We start from the raw sequence: 18418 nt of genomic DNA, 5'->3' as shown, positions 1-18418 counted from the left end.
TTCAATTCTCTTGTTCTCTTCATTACAGGCACATTGCACTAATTGTAAACTCAAGTAAGTTTTCCTTTATATCCTTAGAATCACCCATGTCCTATTGAGGAAAAATCCCTGTTTCTTTTCCACCATTTTCCTGGTGTTTCGCTGCTCAAGGATTTTCAACTTTATCAAGCCAAAACGAAGCGATAAGTATTGAATTTACCCATCTACTAACAGTTCGTAAAACACTTTAATCCCATGTCATATGAAAACAAAATTTTATTTAGGTTGTGTGATGATGCTGTTGCTGCTTAGCACAACAATTAACGGTCAGCATTTAACAGGTCTTGGCAGAGATTCGCTTCAGGAAATTTCCGACTACGAGATCTCAAAACGGTTTGATTTGTATTCTAAAAATATCAAGACTGGAGAAATCTCAGATCAAATAATCCGAGAAAATATATTTGAGTCTTACTCCACATTGGTTACTGATCCGATTACAATAGGAGTGACTTATGTGGCATTACAGGGAATTATTGGGAGCTTGGAAGCGACTATCAGAACAGTTTCCGGTGATATTGCTGCCCATCTAAATAATTTATTAAATACTACTAATGCGGTACTAGCGCAGTGGGATTACAGACTCGCTGATAGATTGAACCGAACAATCTATGAATTGAACAAAACAGAAAGGCGAATTGTAGAAGACACTGAATCCCTTATCCGAATGGCCCAACAAACGATCAGACAGGTAGAAACTGGAGCTATTGAACTTGCTAAGGTTTCAGCTGGCGAAGCCGATATTCTTGCCTATAATATTACAAGTATTATTAAAAGAAATAAGGAAGCACGGTTTGTATATTCACAGCCCAACAAGATAAGAATTGGATTAAATGAACCAGTGATAAAATTGCGTGGAAATTTCCTCGATTTTAAACCTTATAATTTTAGAATTCAGGGTTATCAAAGTGAATTAATTCCCTTGGGCTATGCTTCAAATGAAGTTTCTATAAAATTACCAAATGACTTTCTATCAACAATACAATCGGAGACGACCGTTGCCCTTACAGCCGAACCATGGAACAGAAGAAAACGCCTGTTGTGGTTTGGTTACCGGTATTGGAGAAGTTCATCGAAATCTTTAACTGTTGTATTAAAGCCTCAAGTCGACTATACAATAGCCATCTCCATTGCACCCCAAGCTAAGGTTCCGACCAGACACACCTTTGCATATTCGTTTTATGATATAGATGATAATTGTAATGCTGATCGAAGGATAGATAGGACTTATGTGTTACCACCGTCCTGGTCTTTAAATGATTTAACGCAAGGTATAAATTTACAAAATACATCGGGCCCAAATTGCGGATCTGGTCTAATAGGACGCGGCGCGTATAATTCCGGAGATTTCTCTGTCGTGGTCGAAGGTAGAATAAAGGGCTGTGGATATAGCGGACCGTTCAATACATTCTGCAGGGGACGTGGTTGGTGGGGGTATAATTTATTTGTACCAGCAAAATCTTATGCTTTCCAGCCAATACCGGTGTTTGAAGATTTTGTAAAGGTCACTAACCAAAATCAAAGAAGTTTCACTTTCGATTATCCATTGGAGAATATTCCTTCAGAGAGCCAAGAAGTGAGATACACTTATAAAATTACAGTAGTAGTTCAAGAAGGTAGTTCAACCAGGACTGTTGAGATTAGTGATGTAAACCCGAATGTCGAGGGTTTTAGATCAAGAATGGACGATCACCGGCTTTCCCTGGAAATCGATCCAATCACGAGGTTACTAATTGCTACGAATAAGTAGCCAGCGGTATTTCAGTATTAATACAAAATTAAAAGGTCGTAATGGCGGCCTTTTAATTTTAAAAATCATTCAATCAGTAAAGACTGAGGCAACTTATAGATCAATACAATTAGGTCGTCATAACGGTACTAAGCCATGCTTAACAGCAAATAGTGCAAGACCAACCCTACTTTTAACTTCCAGTTTTTCAAAAAGAGAATTACGATAACCATCAATGGTTTTTGGGCTAAGAAACATTTTGTCTGCAATTTCATAATAAGTCATTTCGCTGCATGCGAATTGAAGGAACTTCCTTTCTTGCTCATTTATTTGGTCAATGCCCTTCACCTTTGTTTTGTCAGAGCTGTTACTTTGAAGCGAATGCACAAGTTTACCCGTAATGAAATCTGTATAATAAAATCCCTTATTAGAAATAGCCATGAGTGCCTCACCAAGTTCTTTCGGTTCTACATCTTTGCATAAATATCCTTTAACTCCTAATTTTAACATTCTCACGATAGTTTCCTCCTTGTCAATCATGCTCACAATAAGGACTTTTACTTCTGGAAAATTTTCCCGAATCCATTGAACGGTTGCAAAGCCATCCATGGTTGGCATATTGACGTCCACGACAATAATATCTGGAGCGTTATTTTGTTTTAGTTTTTGTGGGAGTTCACTTCCATTGTTAGCTTCGAAAACTATCTCGCAGCTAGGACAAACCATTTGAATAAGACTAATAAGTCCTTTACGAAATAGTTGATGATCATCAACTAACGCGAGTTTAAGCTGTCCAACGGCTGACATCTATAAAGGTAATTCAATCAAAATCGATGTACCGGTTTCTCGCGAACTTTTGACCGCTAGTTTAGCGCCAATAGACTTCGCACGATGCTGTAGGTTTAATAAGCCTGACCCTCCACTAAGGATTTTATCGTTCCAATTATATCCAACACCATTATCATCGCATCCTAATATAAACAAATTTTCAGTTCTTTGTAAAGAAATTCGAACACGATTTGCACCACTATGCTTTACGGTATTATTAAGGATTTCCTGGACCATTCGATATAGAATGACCAATGTGTTATCGTCAAGTTTCGGTATAGCACCGTCCTGAACTATAGTCGCAGTAAATTGATTCGTTTTGTTTAGACGATCTACTTCATTCTCCAACACTTTTAGAATTCCCAGTTGAACAACACGATCGCCGTTTAAACTTATGGAGAGGGATTTCAGATCACTTATTAATTGGCGTATCAATTCTTTGGTGTCCTCAATCTTTCGAATCGCCCCTTCTTGATCTTGCAGCTTAAGCGTATTGAGATTAATCTTGATCAAACTAGCGACTTGCCCCAGATTGTCGTGTAATTCATAGGCTATGTGTTGAAGTGTTTGCTCTTTTATTTCAAGCTGTGACTCAAGCAGTGTTTGTGTGAATTTGTCTTTTAATGTCTGGGTATCCTTTAAGTGATGATAACGCTTGTTCTGAAAAATCAGAAAAAGTATGATTAATCCTAAGGAGATCATCACAATGACACTAGTGGCCACTATTACAACCCATGGTAAATCTAGCTGTTCCGGATACATATAATAATGGCTACAGCAAAGAATAAGGTTCGCATAATAAAAATAATATTTTGGATCTCCCAAAACTGGTCAGCAACCGACGTAAAGAAAACTTCCTTGTATTTAAAGAAATAAAAAATGATAAATGTTCCGGATGCGTAAATAAATATTCCCGAAACGATCCAGAACGAATATATTTTTTTTGCTATCAGTGGATAGTCTTTAATGAGCATCAAGCAATAGTATGTTATCGAAAAAATGATCGAGAGAAGGCTTGACAGTAAAATGCTGTTGGTGTCAAACTCAGTCAGTTTTTGAATGAAGACGCTGTTGATCAAAGCAAACAACGCGAAAATAATGTAAGCCACCACCAAAATGTGGTTAAATGTCCTATTGAGATTCAAAGAATAAAAAAAGTACGTGAAGAAAAAAAACGAAAGAGGTGTATATAGATGGTATAAAAACAAATTGTTGATTTTTCTGTCGGCCAGTAAGTTACTAAGGATAAAAATCAAAGTTGAAGTAAAAAGGTACCAAAAGATTATTCTCAAACCTTTTGGTACCATTCTAAAATTACGAAGTATGATAACTAGTAAAATGAGTGGAAGTATGGTATCGGTGATAATATCAAAAATCATTTACTCTAGTTCCTCATTTAGGAAGTTTGTTCTACCACATCTTGGCGGGCAAGGTCTAGGATTATCGATGCGCGGCAAACTTGATGTGTCTGCAGGTTTGGTGGTCGGAATTCTGTAATCATCATAATCCTGTGTATCTGGATTAAGCTCGCAGGCAATTGGAACAAGTCTGAATGTTTTATCGATTGCCGAGTAGGCAAGGTAGATCTTCAGGTGCAATTCCTGGCCGTCCTGATTCAAAAGGGCGTTAAGGTCATTACGGTTCAAGACATATCCAAGATTAACGCCCAGCGATTTGTCACGCATGAATTGTTTGAACGCATTGATTAATACATCGGCATCACTCCAATCGATATTATCTTGAGTGATTGTTTGACAAAGATCATTCTGCTGAAGCTTGTCTTCGGTAAAGAATTGGTTAAGTGGCATAGTTTTGATTTTTTAGATTCGTGATTTGAATCTATGATTACTTTTTCGGTTTGACACAACCGGTTCCCAAATACCATGTTTTTCTGGACAAGTTATAGGAGAAATCCTGCATTAATCTCCTGATTTTTCTCGTTGCTACGATCCATTACCCTTGCAAAATTTGGTTATCAAAAACCAATCAAAATCTTTCACTTAATTAAACTCTAAAAAATGAAGACCACATCCCACTGCAAGCATTGTGAACCTTTGGTAAATAATTGCAAAATCCTTAACGTCCATATGAAAAAAATTATTGCAGCAGTGTTTCTTGCTTTACTTTTTATAGAGCTTTTTGGTCAAAGCGAGAAAACGATGAAAAGGTTGAACTCCGTTCGCTTTAAGTCTCTTACGGTTGCTTCACCCAAAGGTCCTCCTGGAGGATACCTTGATTTCACCCATAAAGGTAATAAACTAGCCGTTGGTTCTATGGATTTCCATGATGGAGACTATTTGTCGACTAATCTGAGCGTTAATGAAGATTTGAATGTAAGGATTCAATTTTTAAATCCTTTATTATATAACGTGACGGTCAAGCTGTCCGAAATTGAAAGTCCTTCAACCAGCGCTTTAGATTCTTTTCTCAAACAGATGACCGGAACATTTGGACCTGTTTCAGAGGTTGGATCCTTTAAGTCCGGAGCTCGAGTTAATAAAGCAGCCCCAAAAATATTTCCCTCAGTCATTTTAAAAGATTTTTTATTAACAATCAGCGACGATCGATATATTAAAAAAGCCTATTATACAGACATAGCGGAAAAAGTAAGTGGGATAGAAAGTTTTTTATACGGTGATATCACTAATGTATGTGATTGCAGTGGAAATGGAAATGTTCTGGCAGTCATGTCAAATGCGGTATTGAGCTTATCAAAAGAAACATCTTTTACTAATTTTGATATATCCTCCCAAAATCTCATTGATTTAAAAACTGAAACTAACGATTGCTTAAATAAAGTAAAAAGGATACTTGAGGCTCTTCAGCAATCCTTAAAGGATGCTAAAAATCATGTGATCACGAACCCTCCGACTGCAAAAGATCTATCGACCTTTAATGCAACCATTGACAGTTATGCACAAGCAACAGCAAAATGGGTCAGCGTATTTACCGACAAAGATATGAAAACAATGAGTGACCGAATTAATGCTTTCGGTTCACTTGTTGATGCTGCACGCAAGTTTATAATAGAGAAAAAACACACAGGGCTTATTTCGAATGAATACGTGCCGTATGGCTCGCAAAAACTCCAACGTGGAAAGGATATTGGAGTTAGTGTTACGATTATATCATTGGATCTTTCCAATGATCTTATTAGCAAACCAAAAGATACATTGAATATTAACTTGACGGTTGTTAAAAACAAACCACAGTTAGAGATTTCGACTGGAATTGCTTTGTTACCGGATCAGTACACTTTCAATAATTATTTTGTCAATTCGAGTAATGGAATACATACTATAGCAAATACAACAACAACTAAAATCGTTTTACCAACACTATTTCTCAATTACTATGTGCATTTGCGTAAGCTTGACATTAATTTGATTCTGCCACAAGTGGGTGTTGCGACTGGAAAAGAATACCCAACATTCTTAATTGGCGCAGGCTTTTCTGAATTTAACCGATTTTCTATCACCACTGGTGCAGCTTTGCTTTTTAACCAAACGCTTCGCGGCGACTTCAGCGAGGGCATGAATCTCACTGATGAATCGGTGATAAAAGATATTACCAAAGCCTATTACAACAAATTTGACGCGAGCTGGTACGTTTCCCTTAATTATCGACTTACAAATTAGTGTCTATTAGCTATTGCGTGATTTGTATGGTGGATACGCACCTCACTCGTCACCCTGAGATTACACTCAATGCCCTAATGGACTCCATTAAATTTTGAAAAACATAACTTTTAAATCAACTAAATATGAAATTGCGTTTTATTACAGTACTATTTATCCTAACATCCAATGCGACGTTTTCGCAAAGAGGATGTGCATCAATGAACCTTTACAACAAAGCACTTGAAACTGATCCTAATTTTCGTTTTAACCGAAATTTAATGATGAGAGAACGAGAAGCCATTAATTTAAATTCTAGAGTCGTGCTAGAAACAACCATCAACGTTGTCGTTCACGTACTATGGAAGGAAAACGCGCAAAAAGTTTCCCGAGAAACAGTTCTGTCTCAAATTGAAGTCCTTAACCAAGATTTCAATGCATCTAATTCCGATGTAAAAAATGTACCTGCTACTTTTAAAGCATTTGTCGGTAATCCACGTGTAAAATTTAAACTTACGGATAAGGATCCCGCCGGGAAACCACATTCCGGAGTTATTTCTAAACAAACGGAACTCGATGTATTTCTCGAAGACCATGATATGAAATTCTCAGCTAAGGGTGGAGATGATGCCTGGCCTCGAGATAGATTTCTTAATATTTGGGTGTGCAATCTTGGTCCAGACGAAAACGGAGATCAATTGCTTGGCCATGCGCAATTTCCTGGAGGACCTGAATCTACAGACGGTGTGGTTATATGGTTTAATGCCTTTGGAGCGAATGGACGAGCACCGGCTCCTTTTGATAGGGGCAGGACCGCGACCCATGAAGTCGGACATTGGTTTAATTTGTTTCATATTTGGGGTAATGACGGATTACCCTCCTGTACGGATACGGATGAGGTTGAAGATACTCCAAACCAAGAAAGACAAAACGTAGGACGCCAAACTACATTTCCTCATATCAGCTGCGACAACCAACCAAACGGCGATATGTTCATGAATTACATGGATTATGTGGATGACGCTGCAATGTTTATGTTTTCAAAAGGGCAGGCGGATAGAATTAAGTCCACCATTGCTACCCTCCGTCGGGCAGGCTCAATTAAATACACGCAAACCGGTATAAATAAAATTTACTTTTTAGAAGAGATTAGAGAATACTAATATGTTTTTTATATCACTCGCTTTTTTATTTTGGTATCAATGCGAATTGCCTCCCAAATTGTACGACAAAAAGTGGATATATTCTTATGAAGAAAATATTAAGGACTGCGAAGTCTACCGAACTGCGGACTATAACTTTCCAATATCAAGAGGAAGAAATGCGTTTTTACTGAGTGCCGATGGAACCTTTTTTTATTTTGATTCCGGCATGACGGATAAAGGAAGGAAGAGTGTGGGAACGTGGGAATTAGTTGAAAGGGATTGCTCCATTCGAGCAACTATCGAAAATTCTAATACTATTTTTCATTTTGCTGTTGTGGGCATCAACAATTCCAAATTGGTTGTAAAAAGACAACGTTGAATGAAAATGTTGCCGCATAGTTTCGATTCTCAGCTTTATGTCGCAGTGGAAAGCCGAAAAAATTAATCTGTGACGAAAATATTTCATGATCCTTTCCCCAAATCCCAAAGTATCATTACCTTTATCTCACTTTGATGTTCTTTGCACTGATTTCAAGCGTGAGCAATTCGAGAGTCCAAAATAACGGTCGGCCTAGTGCATTCACCGTTAATTTGTTAACCGACCTATAATCGTCCCAGCGGGATCGCAGCTCTGAAGAAAGCGAATACGACTTTTCACCGATCTTTCGTCGTTCGCGCGATATTAACAGAACCCTCTCAAAATCTCAAAATGACCTATCGATTCAATCCCTACAAGTAAATAAACCTCGCCTTAAAATATCTCCATCCACCTACGTCTCCATTACAACCCGAACGCTCTCCAACATCTCCAACTCCTCCCACAATGTCAACCGCCCCAAACTTTCACCTACTACTTTTTCCATCAACTCCTACAGCGTTCAGTAATACTTTTTCCGATCACGAGGCCTTTCATTAATGAAATAGTACTAACGGATTACAACATTTTGACAATTGGCGTCGGCTCGAATAGTAATAGCTATGGGTTAGTATACTGACAGTATAGGCAAGGTTTATTCATGGTTTAGGCAGTGTCAGGTTCGGCGATGAAACCTGAAATAATGTCAGTTATCAAAAAAAGTAAAAATATTTTTAAATAAAAATCAGACCGAAAGTTGGTTGCGGTCTGCCCGCCTACTTTTGAAATATCAATTCAACGATAACACCGCGGGTTGTCCGAGAGGCGATAGTAGTTTAATTAATGTTTAACCTTTAAAAATTTATTTATTTATGGCTCTTATTAAAGAAAATGACTTGACCGAAGGCATGAGCGGCAAGTTTGGAAAAAAGATTGTGTTCCGTGTAGTACGCGGCGTTACAGTGGCATCAAGAAGGTCGACGGCCCCAAGGGTTCAGACAGAAAAGCAATTAGCGCATCAGGTACGCTTTCAACGGGCGGCTGAATATGCGAAAGCTAAGATGCAGGATCCCGTAGCGAAGCAGGAGTACAAAGAGATGGCCGGTAACGGCGCCTTTGCTAATCCTTTTGCAGCGGCGCTGGGTGACTACATTACCCGTCCAAAAGTGCTCGACGTGAACGTATCCGGATTTACGGGTGCGGTGGGAAGCATGATCCCGGTGTTGGTGTCAGACAATGCAAAGACCATCAGGATGAAGATTGACATCCAAAACGCTGATGGTGTATTGATCGAGTCTGGCGAAGCGTCGCTCAAGGCTGGTGACACAGAATGGAAGTACGTCACCACGCAAGCGCTTGCATCGTTGACAGGAGTGAAGATCGTCGTTACGGCGATCGACCGTCCTGGCAATGAGACCATCTTCGAGAAATTACTGGCGTAATGCTCGAGGTAACACTTCACAGGCACAGCAACAGTCCTTCGAATCCTTTCCACAAAATATTTTGAAGGCATTATCAAAGCGCACTGGATCGCTGTCCCTGAAGGAAGCTATTAACGTGATTGATAACTTAAAAGAAACGACATGAACAGCAACTAACAAAACCAGCCGGTATTTCTTCGAGGAAGAATGCACCAGGCACACCGTTGAAAGCAGTAAAGTACACACTGCTGCCAGCGTAACATTCGGAAATCTTAACACCATTCAACATGAGTCAATATGACTACGGCGTCGGGCATGCACGTTTTGCCTGGCGCCTTTTTTCTTTTACGTCCAAACGTGAAGAATCGCAACGGAATGATTGTACGTTGAACCAGCAATTGAAGGATTCAACCGAGCCTACTGAAAACCTGTCCGCCTTTATCCGAACGTGTCGCCCCGCTTAATACACTACTCGACGCCCACAGTCGTGGGAATAATCTAAGCTGGTAACGAACCTGATATGATGGATCGTGAGGTGAAGGAGGAGCAGCAGTGGAAAAAGAGATGGGGTTAAAGAGTTAAAGGTAAGATTCAAACGGCATAGTCGGTGAAATTCCGTTATCCTATCAATATTTTACATTCTTACTAACTCCTGATTTATTCTTTGTCTTTTTAGATTCTCCTTTAGAAGTTCGCTCGCCTGAGCAATACTCTCTGAGAGACTTTTTTTATTCGCTTTGTCGATAAGAGGTGTGCAGTGGTATTGGTCTTAAAAGCCAATGTAGTCAATGACAAATTGGACTGCAGAGTTAACCGGAATTTCTCCGTCTCGACGTGAAATCCACCTATGTCTAATTTTTTTGCAAAAACTAGACATTGAACATAAAATCGGCAATTAGTTGCCCATTTTTGGGCTATCATCCTGTTTCTCGGTCTTATGAAATAGAATAGGAACTATAATTCCGAATAGGAATTAAATTTCCTATTTCTTCGTATATTAGGGCATTAAATAAGATTTATTATCTTAATCGGCAATTAATTGCCTAATCCTATGAATCAAAACATGGCAAAAGTGGCTATCGGAGACATTCTCCAATCCAGGCGAAAAGCACGAAAAATAGCGCAAGAGCAGCTAGCAGATATTGCCGGCATTTCTCCACGAACACTTCGGGACATAGAAAAAGGCATTGCAAATCCTGAATTGGAGACTCTTTTGAAAATCTGCAATGTGCTGGGAATGGAAATCAAAATTGAGGTGATTAAGTAATGCCACGGAAGGCCGAAGTGTATAATAATGGAATGCTTGCAGGCATTCTTGAAAAGACTGATCGTCAGCAATACATTTTTCGCTATGATGACGACTATTTTATTAATCCTGCCCGAAGAGCGATTAGTCTTTCGATGCCTAAAACTCAACAAGAATATCGCTCACACTTTTTGTTTCCATTTTTTTACGGGCTGCTGTCCGAAGGAGTAAACAGACAAACGCAATGCAGATTGTTGAAAATTGATGAGAACGACCATTTCAGTCTGTTACTTGCAACAGCCCAATCAGATACTATAGGATCAATTACCGTGAAAGAAATATCATCATGAACTGTTCAGGTTGCTTAAAACAAGTTGATTACGCTGGCTATTGCCGGAAGTGCCTGAAAGATCTATTTGAAGGCAAAAAGGTTGAGCATGTTCTTCCTTTCAATTCGCCTTACAAGGAAGATTCGGATCTCTATCAAGAGAGAACAAAGAAATTATCTATTTCCGGGGTGCAGGTAAAATACTCCATGCGTCTTGACGATAACAAGCTTGTTCTTACAGATAAGGGAGGACAATACATTCTTAAGCCAATTCCGGTCGGCCAATTTAGGAACCTTGATCAGGCACCCGCCAATGAACATTTAACAATGCAACTGGCGGGACAACTTTTCAAGATTACCGTACCACCAAGTGCCATCATTCATTTCAGTGACAACAGTCCCGCGTATCTGGTAAAGAGATTCGATGTAAAGAGCGATGGTTCGAAATATCCCCAGGAAGATTTCGCCCAGATCGCACAGGCAACAGAAGAAACCCATGGGAAAAACTACAAGTATGACCTTTCCTACGAGGAAATTGGTTTACTCATCAAGCGTCATATTGCCACATCAGCGATTGAGCTTGAAAAGTTTTTCAGATTGGTGCTGTTCAACTACATCTTTTCAAATGGAGATGCACACGTAAAAAATTTCTCCGCCATGCTAACGGATGAGGGTGATCATGTTCTTACTCCAGCTTACGATTTATTATGTACAAGAATACATTCACCACGTGAAGCCGATATGGCCCTAACTCTTTTTAAAGACAGATTCAGTGAATCATTTGATGCCCATGGCTTCTACACATATGACGACTTCCTTGAATTTGGTAAGGTATTAGGCATAAAAGAAACTCGAGTAGTTAAAATAATCGAAGAGTTTAATGGTAAGGAAGCGAGTATTGACAAATTGGTTGACGCATCTTTTTTAGGTGATGACATAAAAGTCATCTATAAAAATACCTACAAGGATAAAATGACCCGCATGAGTATTCGCTACAACAAGTAAGGCCATTCTTTGCTACACAAGCGGGATAAGTCGGACTTCCACTTGTCCAGGCTGTGGCTGTTATACGCGGGTAAGTATTGTAATTGGTATGGACGGATTGGGCATTTGAGACGCAGCTAAACAACATTGCATCAGTTAGTCCGATCCACTGATCGTTATAGTTTGTTGAGCGTATATGGGTATAGTGATGGCAAGGCAATAGCCAAGCACATAGGTAGTATATGATCCTTATATTTTTCAATTATCAAGAAGTAAAATTGACTTTCCTAGAATATTAGTGCTTTAACAACTTCTTCTTGAGTTGCACATTGGGTTCTTTCACAAGCATGAACATAAAGCCAGTACGCAGTGAGGAAAGATCGTACACCTTTTCAAAATAATACGTGCTCTTGGATTCTGTTGTCTCCATGATCAGATTACCGATAGCATCAACAAGACTGATGGTAATTGATCCGACATAATCCGAGCTATAAGCAACCGTAACACGTTCGTTCATGGGGTTCGGATAAACCTGAAAAGAAGAAAGTGCACTTTTAGGCTCGGTACCTAGGATATTATTCGTTGCACCACTCAGACCGTCGCTTAGTAGTGTTGCGAAATCTCCGCCACTATTCAGCGAAGCCTGAACAAAATAAAAGTATGTCGTTCCCGCTGACACATCAGCATCGGTATAATCATTCGAACTAATCCAGGAAGTAATTGCCACAGCGTGTGATGCATTGCTGTCACTCCCGCGATATAAACGATAAAACGATGCGCCGACAGAAGGAGTCCACATTACTGTCAACGAATTTGACTCCGTTGTGCTTACAGTATTCAAAACCGGACGTGCTATGCCACGGTATCCAAAATCGCCGGTGCTAAGCTCTGAAGCGCCTGCTCCCGTATTACCGGAAGCAACCTGCACAAAGTAGTAATATCCTGTTGCAATTAATGCGGTAGGGTCATTGTATGACATAGTGCTAATCCATTCGGAAACAGGTAGCGCTGAAGATGCGATGTTGACTGTATTCCTGTAAACCTTAAAGAACGCATTTGTGCTAAGCGTGGTCCATGAAACAGAAACAAAGTTTTCAATTCCTTCAGTAGCGGTCACTACTTCCGTCGTAGGCAGGGAAATCATACCGTCTTTGCCGTCGCTTAGCGAAGATGAGAAATCGCCACTTCCATTTAAAGCTGCCTGAATAAAATAATAGTAGTTTCTTCCTGGCATAACATTCGTATCGGTATACGTTGTTGATGATAACCACGATGTTATTCCTTCCGCTTGTGCGGGGTCAATGGTGGCTCCCCTGAATACCCGGTAGAACGATGCTCCCGCCGAAGGCATCCAGGTGACATACAAGGTATTTGCTGTTGCAACTTGTACTGAATTTAATACCGGTCTGGGTACACTTCGATATCCATAATCACCTTGACTTAGCTTGGATGACGCCGTGCCGATGTTGTCTTTTGCTGCCTTGATAAAATAATAATAACCTGTAGCCGGTTGGGCTGTACCGTCACTAAAAGTAGTTGTTTGAATCCATCCGGAAATGGCGACGGCTGTGGCCGCATTGTTTGTATTACTTCTATACAGCTTGAAAAAAGCATTTGTGCTTTTGGTCGTCCATGAGACTGTAACCTGGTTTTCCAGCCCGTCAGAAGCAGATAGGTTCTCCGTTGATAAGAGAGAAGAAAAATGGCGCATGAGCACGGAGGACGACGTACACTGATCGTTAGGTGTCAGGATTCCACCGGTGATAATATCACCATTTCCCGCCTGACCAATAACCAGCCCCGAGCCAATCGCAGTGGCTTGAGTCTCCACCAATACGGGAGATCCTGTATCGGCATTGAACATGGCGGTCGTATATTGGTTACCGCCTGCGGCCGTTTTATGACCGGTTACTACAATTTCATTCCTGATCTTGTCATAGAACAAATTCGATGCTTCAATATCCTGCGAGTAGGTACGCAGCTGACTCCATCGTACGATGCCCGTTTTTCTATCGAGGCGCTGAAGTAAAAAGCCTTGGTATTGTCCCGTCCCTAAAGCGTAGAGGTTTCCTTTGTCATCAAAGATGATCTTTTGAAAACGGTTGCCGTAGTTGTATCCTATTCGAGTGCCGCTCCACACAACGGTGTTGCTAACAAATGAATAGCAGGTCATATTTCGAAACGAATCGCCGTGCGGATCAAAGTTTACGGTATATAAGGTGTCATTTCGAATAATCATATCATAAGGATTGGGATTATTCGGGTCATCTGTCAGATCGACCGGTGATTCCTGATATGACAAGGTCGTCTTGTTTACAACAAGCATTTTAAGAGAATATCCTCCAAGGATGATTAGTTCATCTCCTGATTTACTGCACATCCGTCGTGTTGTGGCATTACCAGTAGTATGGTGAAAGTTAAGTTCTCTTTCGGCGATCAATCCGGTCGTATTTAGCTTATATATAATCGTCCTCGAGTCATCACCGCTTAAAACGAAAAAATTATTTCCATCGGAATGCAGATCATTTATGGCCCGAAGCCCATAACTGAGTTTTACTTCCTGTAGGGTCTGACCATTTTCATCCAGCACAAAAACAATACTCTTTTCATAGGCTTTGTAGATATCAGATCTATTCGATAGAAAAGAACCGATTGCTGTAATAGCAATGTTCCCAGCGTTATCGAGTGCCATGTTCATTGCCTCGTGACCATAAAAGTTTTTATACCTCAGTTTCCTTGACCATATCACGTTAAGGTTTTTATCATACCTGCTGATAAAAGCATGCCTTCCTCTGTTTTCCAGAATAAGAAGATCTTCGTTTTTATAAGAAAGAATTTGCTTGATTAATGAAGGGTCAACTTTTCCTCCGTTGTAATTATTGCGACTTAAAAGGTTGCCTGTGCTGGGGTCAAGTTTTACTAGCACCATGTTATTTCCCGAAATTCCATACCCCGTGGGCGTCTGAAAATTGTAATATGCTTCTTCTGTTACATTGCCAATGAAGTATGGGATTCCGTTTTGAACAATCACTTTTACTCCCCAACTGTAATCATCATAGTCGTTTTCGTTTTCTGTAATGATTTTTTCAAAAAGCTTTGCACCGTTTGCCCCGGAAAGCTTCATGATGCCCATGTCGCCAGTATTGCTTTGGCCATTCGCGCTTCCGGTTAAATAGACGTCTCCTAAATCATCAACGTCAATGGATAATGCCCTTCCGGATGTCACATGCTGAGAATAAGGGTGCTCTGTATCATGATCAGTAGCGTAAAGGTTGTTGGAACGCCATTCAACGTTCCCATTTGTTATATTGATTTTAGATGCCGACGCGAAAGATTCCCCAAGAAAAAGCGGACCCCAGGCTACATACAAATAATTTCCTTTGACCTTAAATTCATTCATATACTGTGAAGAACTAGTGAGGCTCCAGACAATCTGATTGGTAGGAAGGTCGATTAGAAAAACGCCTTTTTCGTCGCAACCCTTTTGCGCAAAGCCAAGGAGTTTAGTAGTGCTTATTTGATAAACTTCCGGATAAGGTTTACCGCTAAAGCAATTCATCCCAGGGGGGAAAGGAATAGATGAAGTCGAATTTAAAAAATCAAAGTTTACAATCTTTTTGTATCCGAAATAAATGACCTGATCAATACCTACACCCATAAATTGTCCTCCACCGTCTGCCTGACTTTTCTCAATGACCCCGGAGGCTATATTCACTAAGTAAATAGCATAGTCAAGATATAAAATAACCTGAGTGGACGAATACGCATGAATTGAAATGGAGGACATGGAAGTGGCATCCGGTAAATAAATTTTCCATTCCAATGCACCCGTCGTTTTATTGACTTTCCAGAATTCGGGTTGGTCAAATTGGTAAAAAGCCCTGCTCACTCCAAAAACGGCATCCCCTATGACTTCTATTTTACTAATAGCGTGCGGCAATTCATAGCTCTCGTCAAGGGTCTGGATCGTATTCCAACGGGTTTCACCTGTTTCCAATGAAATTTTTGAAATGAATGGGACGACTCCACACGTATTGGATGAAGAACCCGCCATATAAGCAAATGAGCCTTCGTGTATTACCGAAATAACATAGCTATCTGGCTTAGGCTCAGCGTCAAGAAAAGGTGCCTGGACTTGTTGTGAGAACCCATTGAAGGATACAAAAAAGAGGAGCATTATTACCCTGACGAATTTTTTCATAATGATGGCTATGCGACACTCTCAAGGATACCTCTTTTGGGGCTGTTGTAACCCTATTTTAGCTTCTTATTTACAGTATTTCTTACGGTTACTTAGGAAGGTGTTGAACAAACAAAGGATAAAGGCTTATGCTTATGCGAGTCAAGTCGTGGAGCTGGTCAGGAGACGGAAAAGAGAAGGGACTTTGGGTATTATAGATTGACGATAATGGTGAGTGAAAGCTTGCTCAAGCCGGTCGAGAATTGGGAAGAGCGATTGACCAGGTCATCAACACAGTTATCAAAATACCAGCGGTCCTCCCTTTGGCGACGCCACTGGACAGCCCGGCGGTGGGAATGATCCCAGCGCTGTTAACGAACCTGATATGGCGCATCGTCATCTGAGGTTGAAGAGAAAGAAGAGAAGGAGATTGAGAGGTGATGTCTTGTCAATCGATACGCCAACCATTTCGTACTGCTTCTAGCGTTGAAATTAACGTCGATTTTGATTCGTCTTCAGGAGACACAAAAATTTTGATCACACCCCCTTGCTTGATGGTATTCAGCATGGACAAGTCTGAAGTAAAACTATTAGCCAAATATATTTTATTATAGCTTGTTTTGTATTGGTAATGAATCTGCACGCCCTGGCCCACTTTCGAAAGGGGCAGACCTGGCTTGTGTGTCATTGAAACGACTTCAGCGTCTGTAATTATCCCGAACTTCAACAAGCCCATCTCATTTCGGGTTTGGTGAACAAGAAGTAGCACGCAGGGAAGTCCAATAAGAAGGAGCACGAATGGAATAGTAAAGAACATACCAAACGGAAAGCTGAAAGGCTCCAGTGAGGTGATGATCGATTTCCCGTTCAAGTGCTTGATAGCAATTGAGTCGCCTACCTCCATTTTATTAACCTTGTCAGGAGAGAGTGTCTTGAATTTTGACTCGTTAGATTTGCCACCAACGGTGTACCTGTAGGTGATAATTGACGGATGTTGGTTGTTAATTGTAAGATTATATTGTGTTTCGATGTCGGTAATGGTTGCAGTTGTAGCTTCACCGTGATCGTTGACATTTTTGAAATCAACTTCTGGAACATCATCATGTGCTACCATTGGGATGACAATTAAAAAGATTGTGCCGAGTATAAGACCAACCAAAAAAAAGATAGCGCCCATTTTTAATAGCAGGTGTCTTTTTTTGATTAACTCAATAATTGTTTGGAGGCCGACCGGACGAGGTTTTGGAAGCATTTACCTAGGAGTAATGAAATATAATCTGAATAACTTGTAAAATCTTAGTTGGCATTGTGCTGTCATCTTCAGCTTGCTTTTGATTTTGTTCTCATGCGACTGAAGGCCTCCTTGTCCTAAGCTATACCCTTCACGTTTTTAATCGACTTCGTAATAATAGCCGAGATTTCGATACAATTTAATCAATGCGTGAAAAATCCGCGCTTCATTAATTCTCAATCCGCGCGAAGTACCGCACAATAAATGCGCGTTGCCGGAAATGGATGACAGCGGTTTCATCTCTTTGCGTGCAGTCTTTAATCCCTTAATCTTTTAATCAAGTGAATCATAGTTCCGGCTTACATAGTGATCAAATTCTTAATCGAAAAATTTTCCCTCACTATGCCGTTCAGCGCGTTGTCAACGATTCAAATCAATATCAACTGACTGAGCCAGGTGCTATCATCCGAAACAATTAGTCGGAATACTGGGATGGCGCCAAAGAAAGTAATTATCTACTTTGCATATAGATGGCCGTAAATCTAACGTATGGTCAAATACTAACTAGTTTCCGCTATATGTTAAATTAAAATTATTATGAAACTCAGCATCGCGTATCTATTGATGGTTATTTCATTCATCGGTCTTAGTTGTTCGGAAGAGGGACCGGCAGGACCAGCTGGCCCGGCAGGTCCTGCGGGGCCCATAGGACCCGCTGGTGCAGAAGGGCCCAAAGGCGCAACAGGCAATACCGGTACCGCTAACGTTATCTATGGCGAGTGGTTTACACCATCAACGTATGAAGTTGCCACTGTATTCGGCATAAAACATTTTACAAACACGGTGGCCGTGTCTGAGTTCACACAAGAGGTGTTGGACAGCGGAGTTGTGCTTGTTTACGCAAAACTTCTAGGATATAATGGTGCTGTATGGCCGGCTGGTCAGGTTGGCCAGTTGCCAATAACGTTGACCTACATCCAGCCTACAACAGTATACGACACCTGGTCTGCTTTCGCCACGGTGGGGAATCTAAAGATAGAGTTTGTAAACAGCGGTAATATTTATACAAGCATCAGCAACAGTCATCAGTTTCGATTCATCGTGATTCCTGGTGGTGTGGCTGCAACCAGCGGCAGAGTGGTTAATAATAATGAGACCATAGCGCGTGTAAAGGCGATGACCTATACAGAGGCCATGGCATTTCTGGGTATCCCGGAATGAGCAACAGTCAACACAGTTATCAAAATACGAACGATTCTGCCTTTGGTAACGCTACGGGACAGTCACCGTAGTGGGAGTCATATCAGCGATGTTAACC

16 protein-coding genes are annotated in these 18418 nt (G+C 40.5%); 10 read left to right on the top strand and 6 right to left on the bottom strand.

Features of this window, described 5'->3' with window-relative positions; all coding sequences use genetic code 11:
• Positions 1-241 precede the first annotated feature (241 nt).
• A complete protein-coding gene (locus tag P2W71_RS19145) occupies positions 242-1786 on the top strand; it encodes a hypothetical protein (RefSeq protein ID WP_276372928.1) in 1545 nt (514 codons plus the stop codon).
• Positions 1787-1903: 117 nt separating this feature from the next.
• On the opposite strand, the gene P2W71_RS19140 is transcribed toward P2W71_RS19145, so the two are convergent.
• The 4 genes from P2W71_RS19140 to P2W71_RS19125 form a co-directional block, all read right to left on the bottom strand.
• Entirely contained in the window at positions 1904-2572 is a 669-nt protein-coding gene (locus P2W71_RS19140) for a response regulator transcription factor (protein ID WP_276372927.1), read from the bottom strand.
• Entirely contained in the window at positions 2573-3355 is a 783-nt protein-coding gene (locus P2W71_RS19135; RefSeq protein WP_276372926.1) for an ATP-binding protein, read from the bottom strand. It lies immediately after the preceding gene.
• Complete coding sequence (locus P2W71_RS19130) at positions 3337-3702, bottom strand: hypothetical protein (protein WP_276372925.1); 366 nt, start codon at positions 3700-3702, stop codon at positions 3337-3339. Before P2W71_RS19130 ends, P2W71_RS19135 begins: the two co-directional genes overlap by 19 nt.
• A 270-nt stretch (positions 3703-3972) precedes the next feature.
• The gene (locus P2W71_RS19125) at positions 3973-4401 is read right to left on the bottom strand and encodes a hypothetical protein (protein ID WP_276372924.1); all 429 of its coding nucleotides are present in this window, start codon (positions 4399-4401) and stop codon (positions 3973-3975) included.
• Positions 4402-4680: 279 nt separating this feature from the next.
• Between P2W71_RS19125 and P2W71_RS19120 the strand changes: the two genes are divergently transcribed.
• The 8 genes from P2W71_RS19120 to P2W71_RS19085 all read left to right on the top strand — a co-directional run bounded on the left by P2W71_RS19120 (position 4681) and on the right by P2W71_RS19085 (position 11710).
• Positions 4681-6231 carry a hypothetical protein gene (locus tag P2W71_RS19120; protein ID WP_276372923.1) on the top strand — a complete coding sequence of 517 codons (1551 nt, stop codon included), beginning with the start codon at positions 4681-4683 and terminating at the stop codon, positions 6229-6231.
• Positions 6232-6356: 125 nt separating this feature from the next.
• Entirely contained in the window at positions 6357-7373 is a 1017-nt protein-coding gene (locus P2W71_RS19115; protein WP_276372922.1) for a zinc metalloprotease, read from the top strand.
• Between the two features lies 1 nt (position 7374).
• Positions 7375-7734, top strand: coding sequence for a hypothetical protein (locus tag P2W71_RS19110; RefSeq protein ID WP_276372921.1), 360 nt, complete (start codon positions 7375-7377; stop codon positions 7732-7734).
• 848 nt (positions 7735-8582) lie between these two features.
• Entirely contained in the window at positions 8583-9152 is a 570-nt protein-coding gene (locus P2W71_RS19105) for a hypothetical protein (RefSeq protein WP_276372920.1), read from the top strand.
• A gap of 266 nt (positions 9153-9418) precedes the next feature.
• Entirely contained in the window at positions 9419-9595 is a 177-nt protein-coding gene (locus P2W71_RS19100) for a hypothetical protein (RefSeq protein ID WP_276372919.1), read from the top strand.
• Positions 9596-10182: 587 nt separating this feature from the next.
• Entirely contained in the window at positions 10183-10398 is a 216-nt protein-coding gene (locus tag P2W71_RS19095) for a helix-turn-helix domain-containing protein (protein WP_276372918.1), read from the top strand.
• Positions 10398-10727, top strand: coding sequence for a HipA N-terminal domain-containing protein (locus P2W71_RS19090; RefSeq protein WP_276372917.1), 330 nt, complete (start codon positions 10398-10400; stop codon positions 10725-10727). The genes P2W71_RS19095 and P2W71_RS19090 overlap by 1 nt, the downstream gene beginning before the upstream one ends.
• Complete coding sequence (locus P2W71_RS19085; protein WP_276372916.1) at positions 10724-11710, top strand: HipA domain-containing protein; 987 nt, start codon at positions 10724-10726, stop codon at positions 11708-11710. Before P2W71_RS19090 ends, P2W71_RS19085 begins: the two co-directional genes overlap by 4 nt.
• A gap of 274 nt (positions 11711-11984) precedes the next feature.
• On the opposite strand, the gene P2W71_RS19080 is transcribed toward P2W71_RS19085, so the two are convergent.
• Positions 11985-15890 (bottom strand): T9SS type A sorting domain-containing protein, encoded by a 3906-nt coding sequence (locus P2W71_RS19080; protein ID WP_276372915.1) that lies wholly within the window; start codon positions 15888-15890, stop codon positions 11985-11987.
• Positions 15891-16317: 427 nt separating this feature from the next.
• A complete protein-coding gene (locus P2W71_RS19075) occupies positions 16318-17121 on the bottom strand; it encodes a hypothetical protein (RefSeq protein WP_276372914.1) in 804 nt (267 codons plus the stop codon).
• A 576-nt stretch (positions 17122-17697) separates the two neighbouring features.
• Between P2W71_RS19075 and P2W71_RS19070 the strand changes: the two genes are divergently transcribed.
• Positions 17698-18321 carry a hypothetical protein gene (locus P2W71_RS19070; protein ID WP_276372913.1) on the top strand — a complete coding sequence of 208 codons (624 nt, stop codon included), beginning with the start codon at positions 17698-17700 and terminating at the stop codon, positions 18319-18321.
• Positions 18322-18418 lie beyond the last annotated feature (97 nt).

The organism is Chryseolinea sp. H1M3-3, assembly GCF_029360725.1.
GTDB lineage: Bacteria > Bacteroidota > Bacteroidia > Cytophagales > Cyclobacteriaceae > Chryseolinea.
The sequence above is the reverse complement of the archived record's forward strand: the minus strand, read 5'-3'. Positions and strand labels throughout refer to the sequence as shown.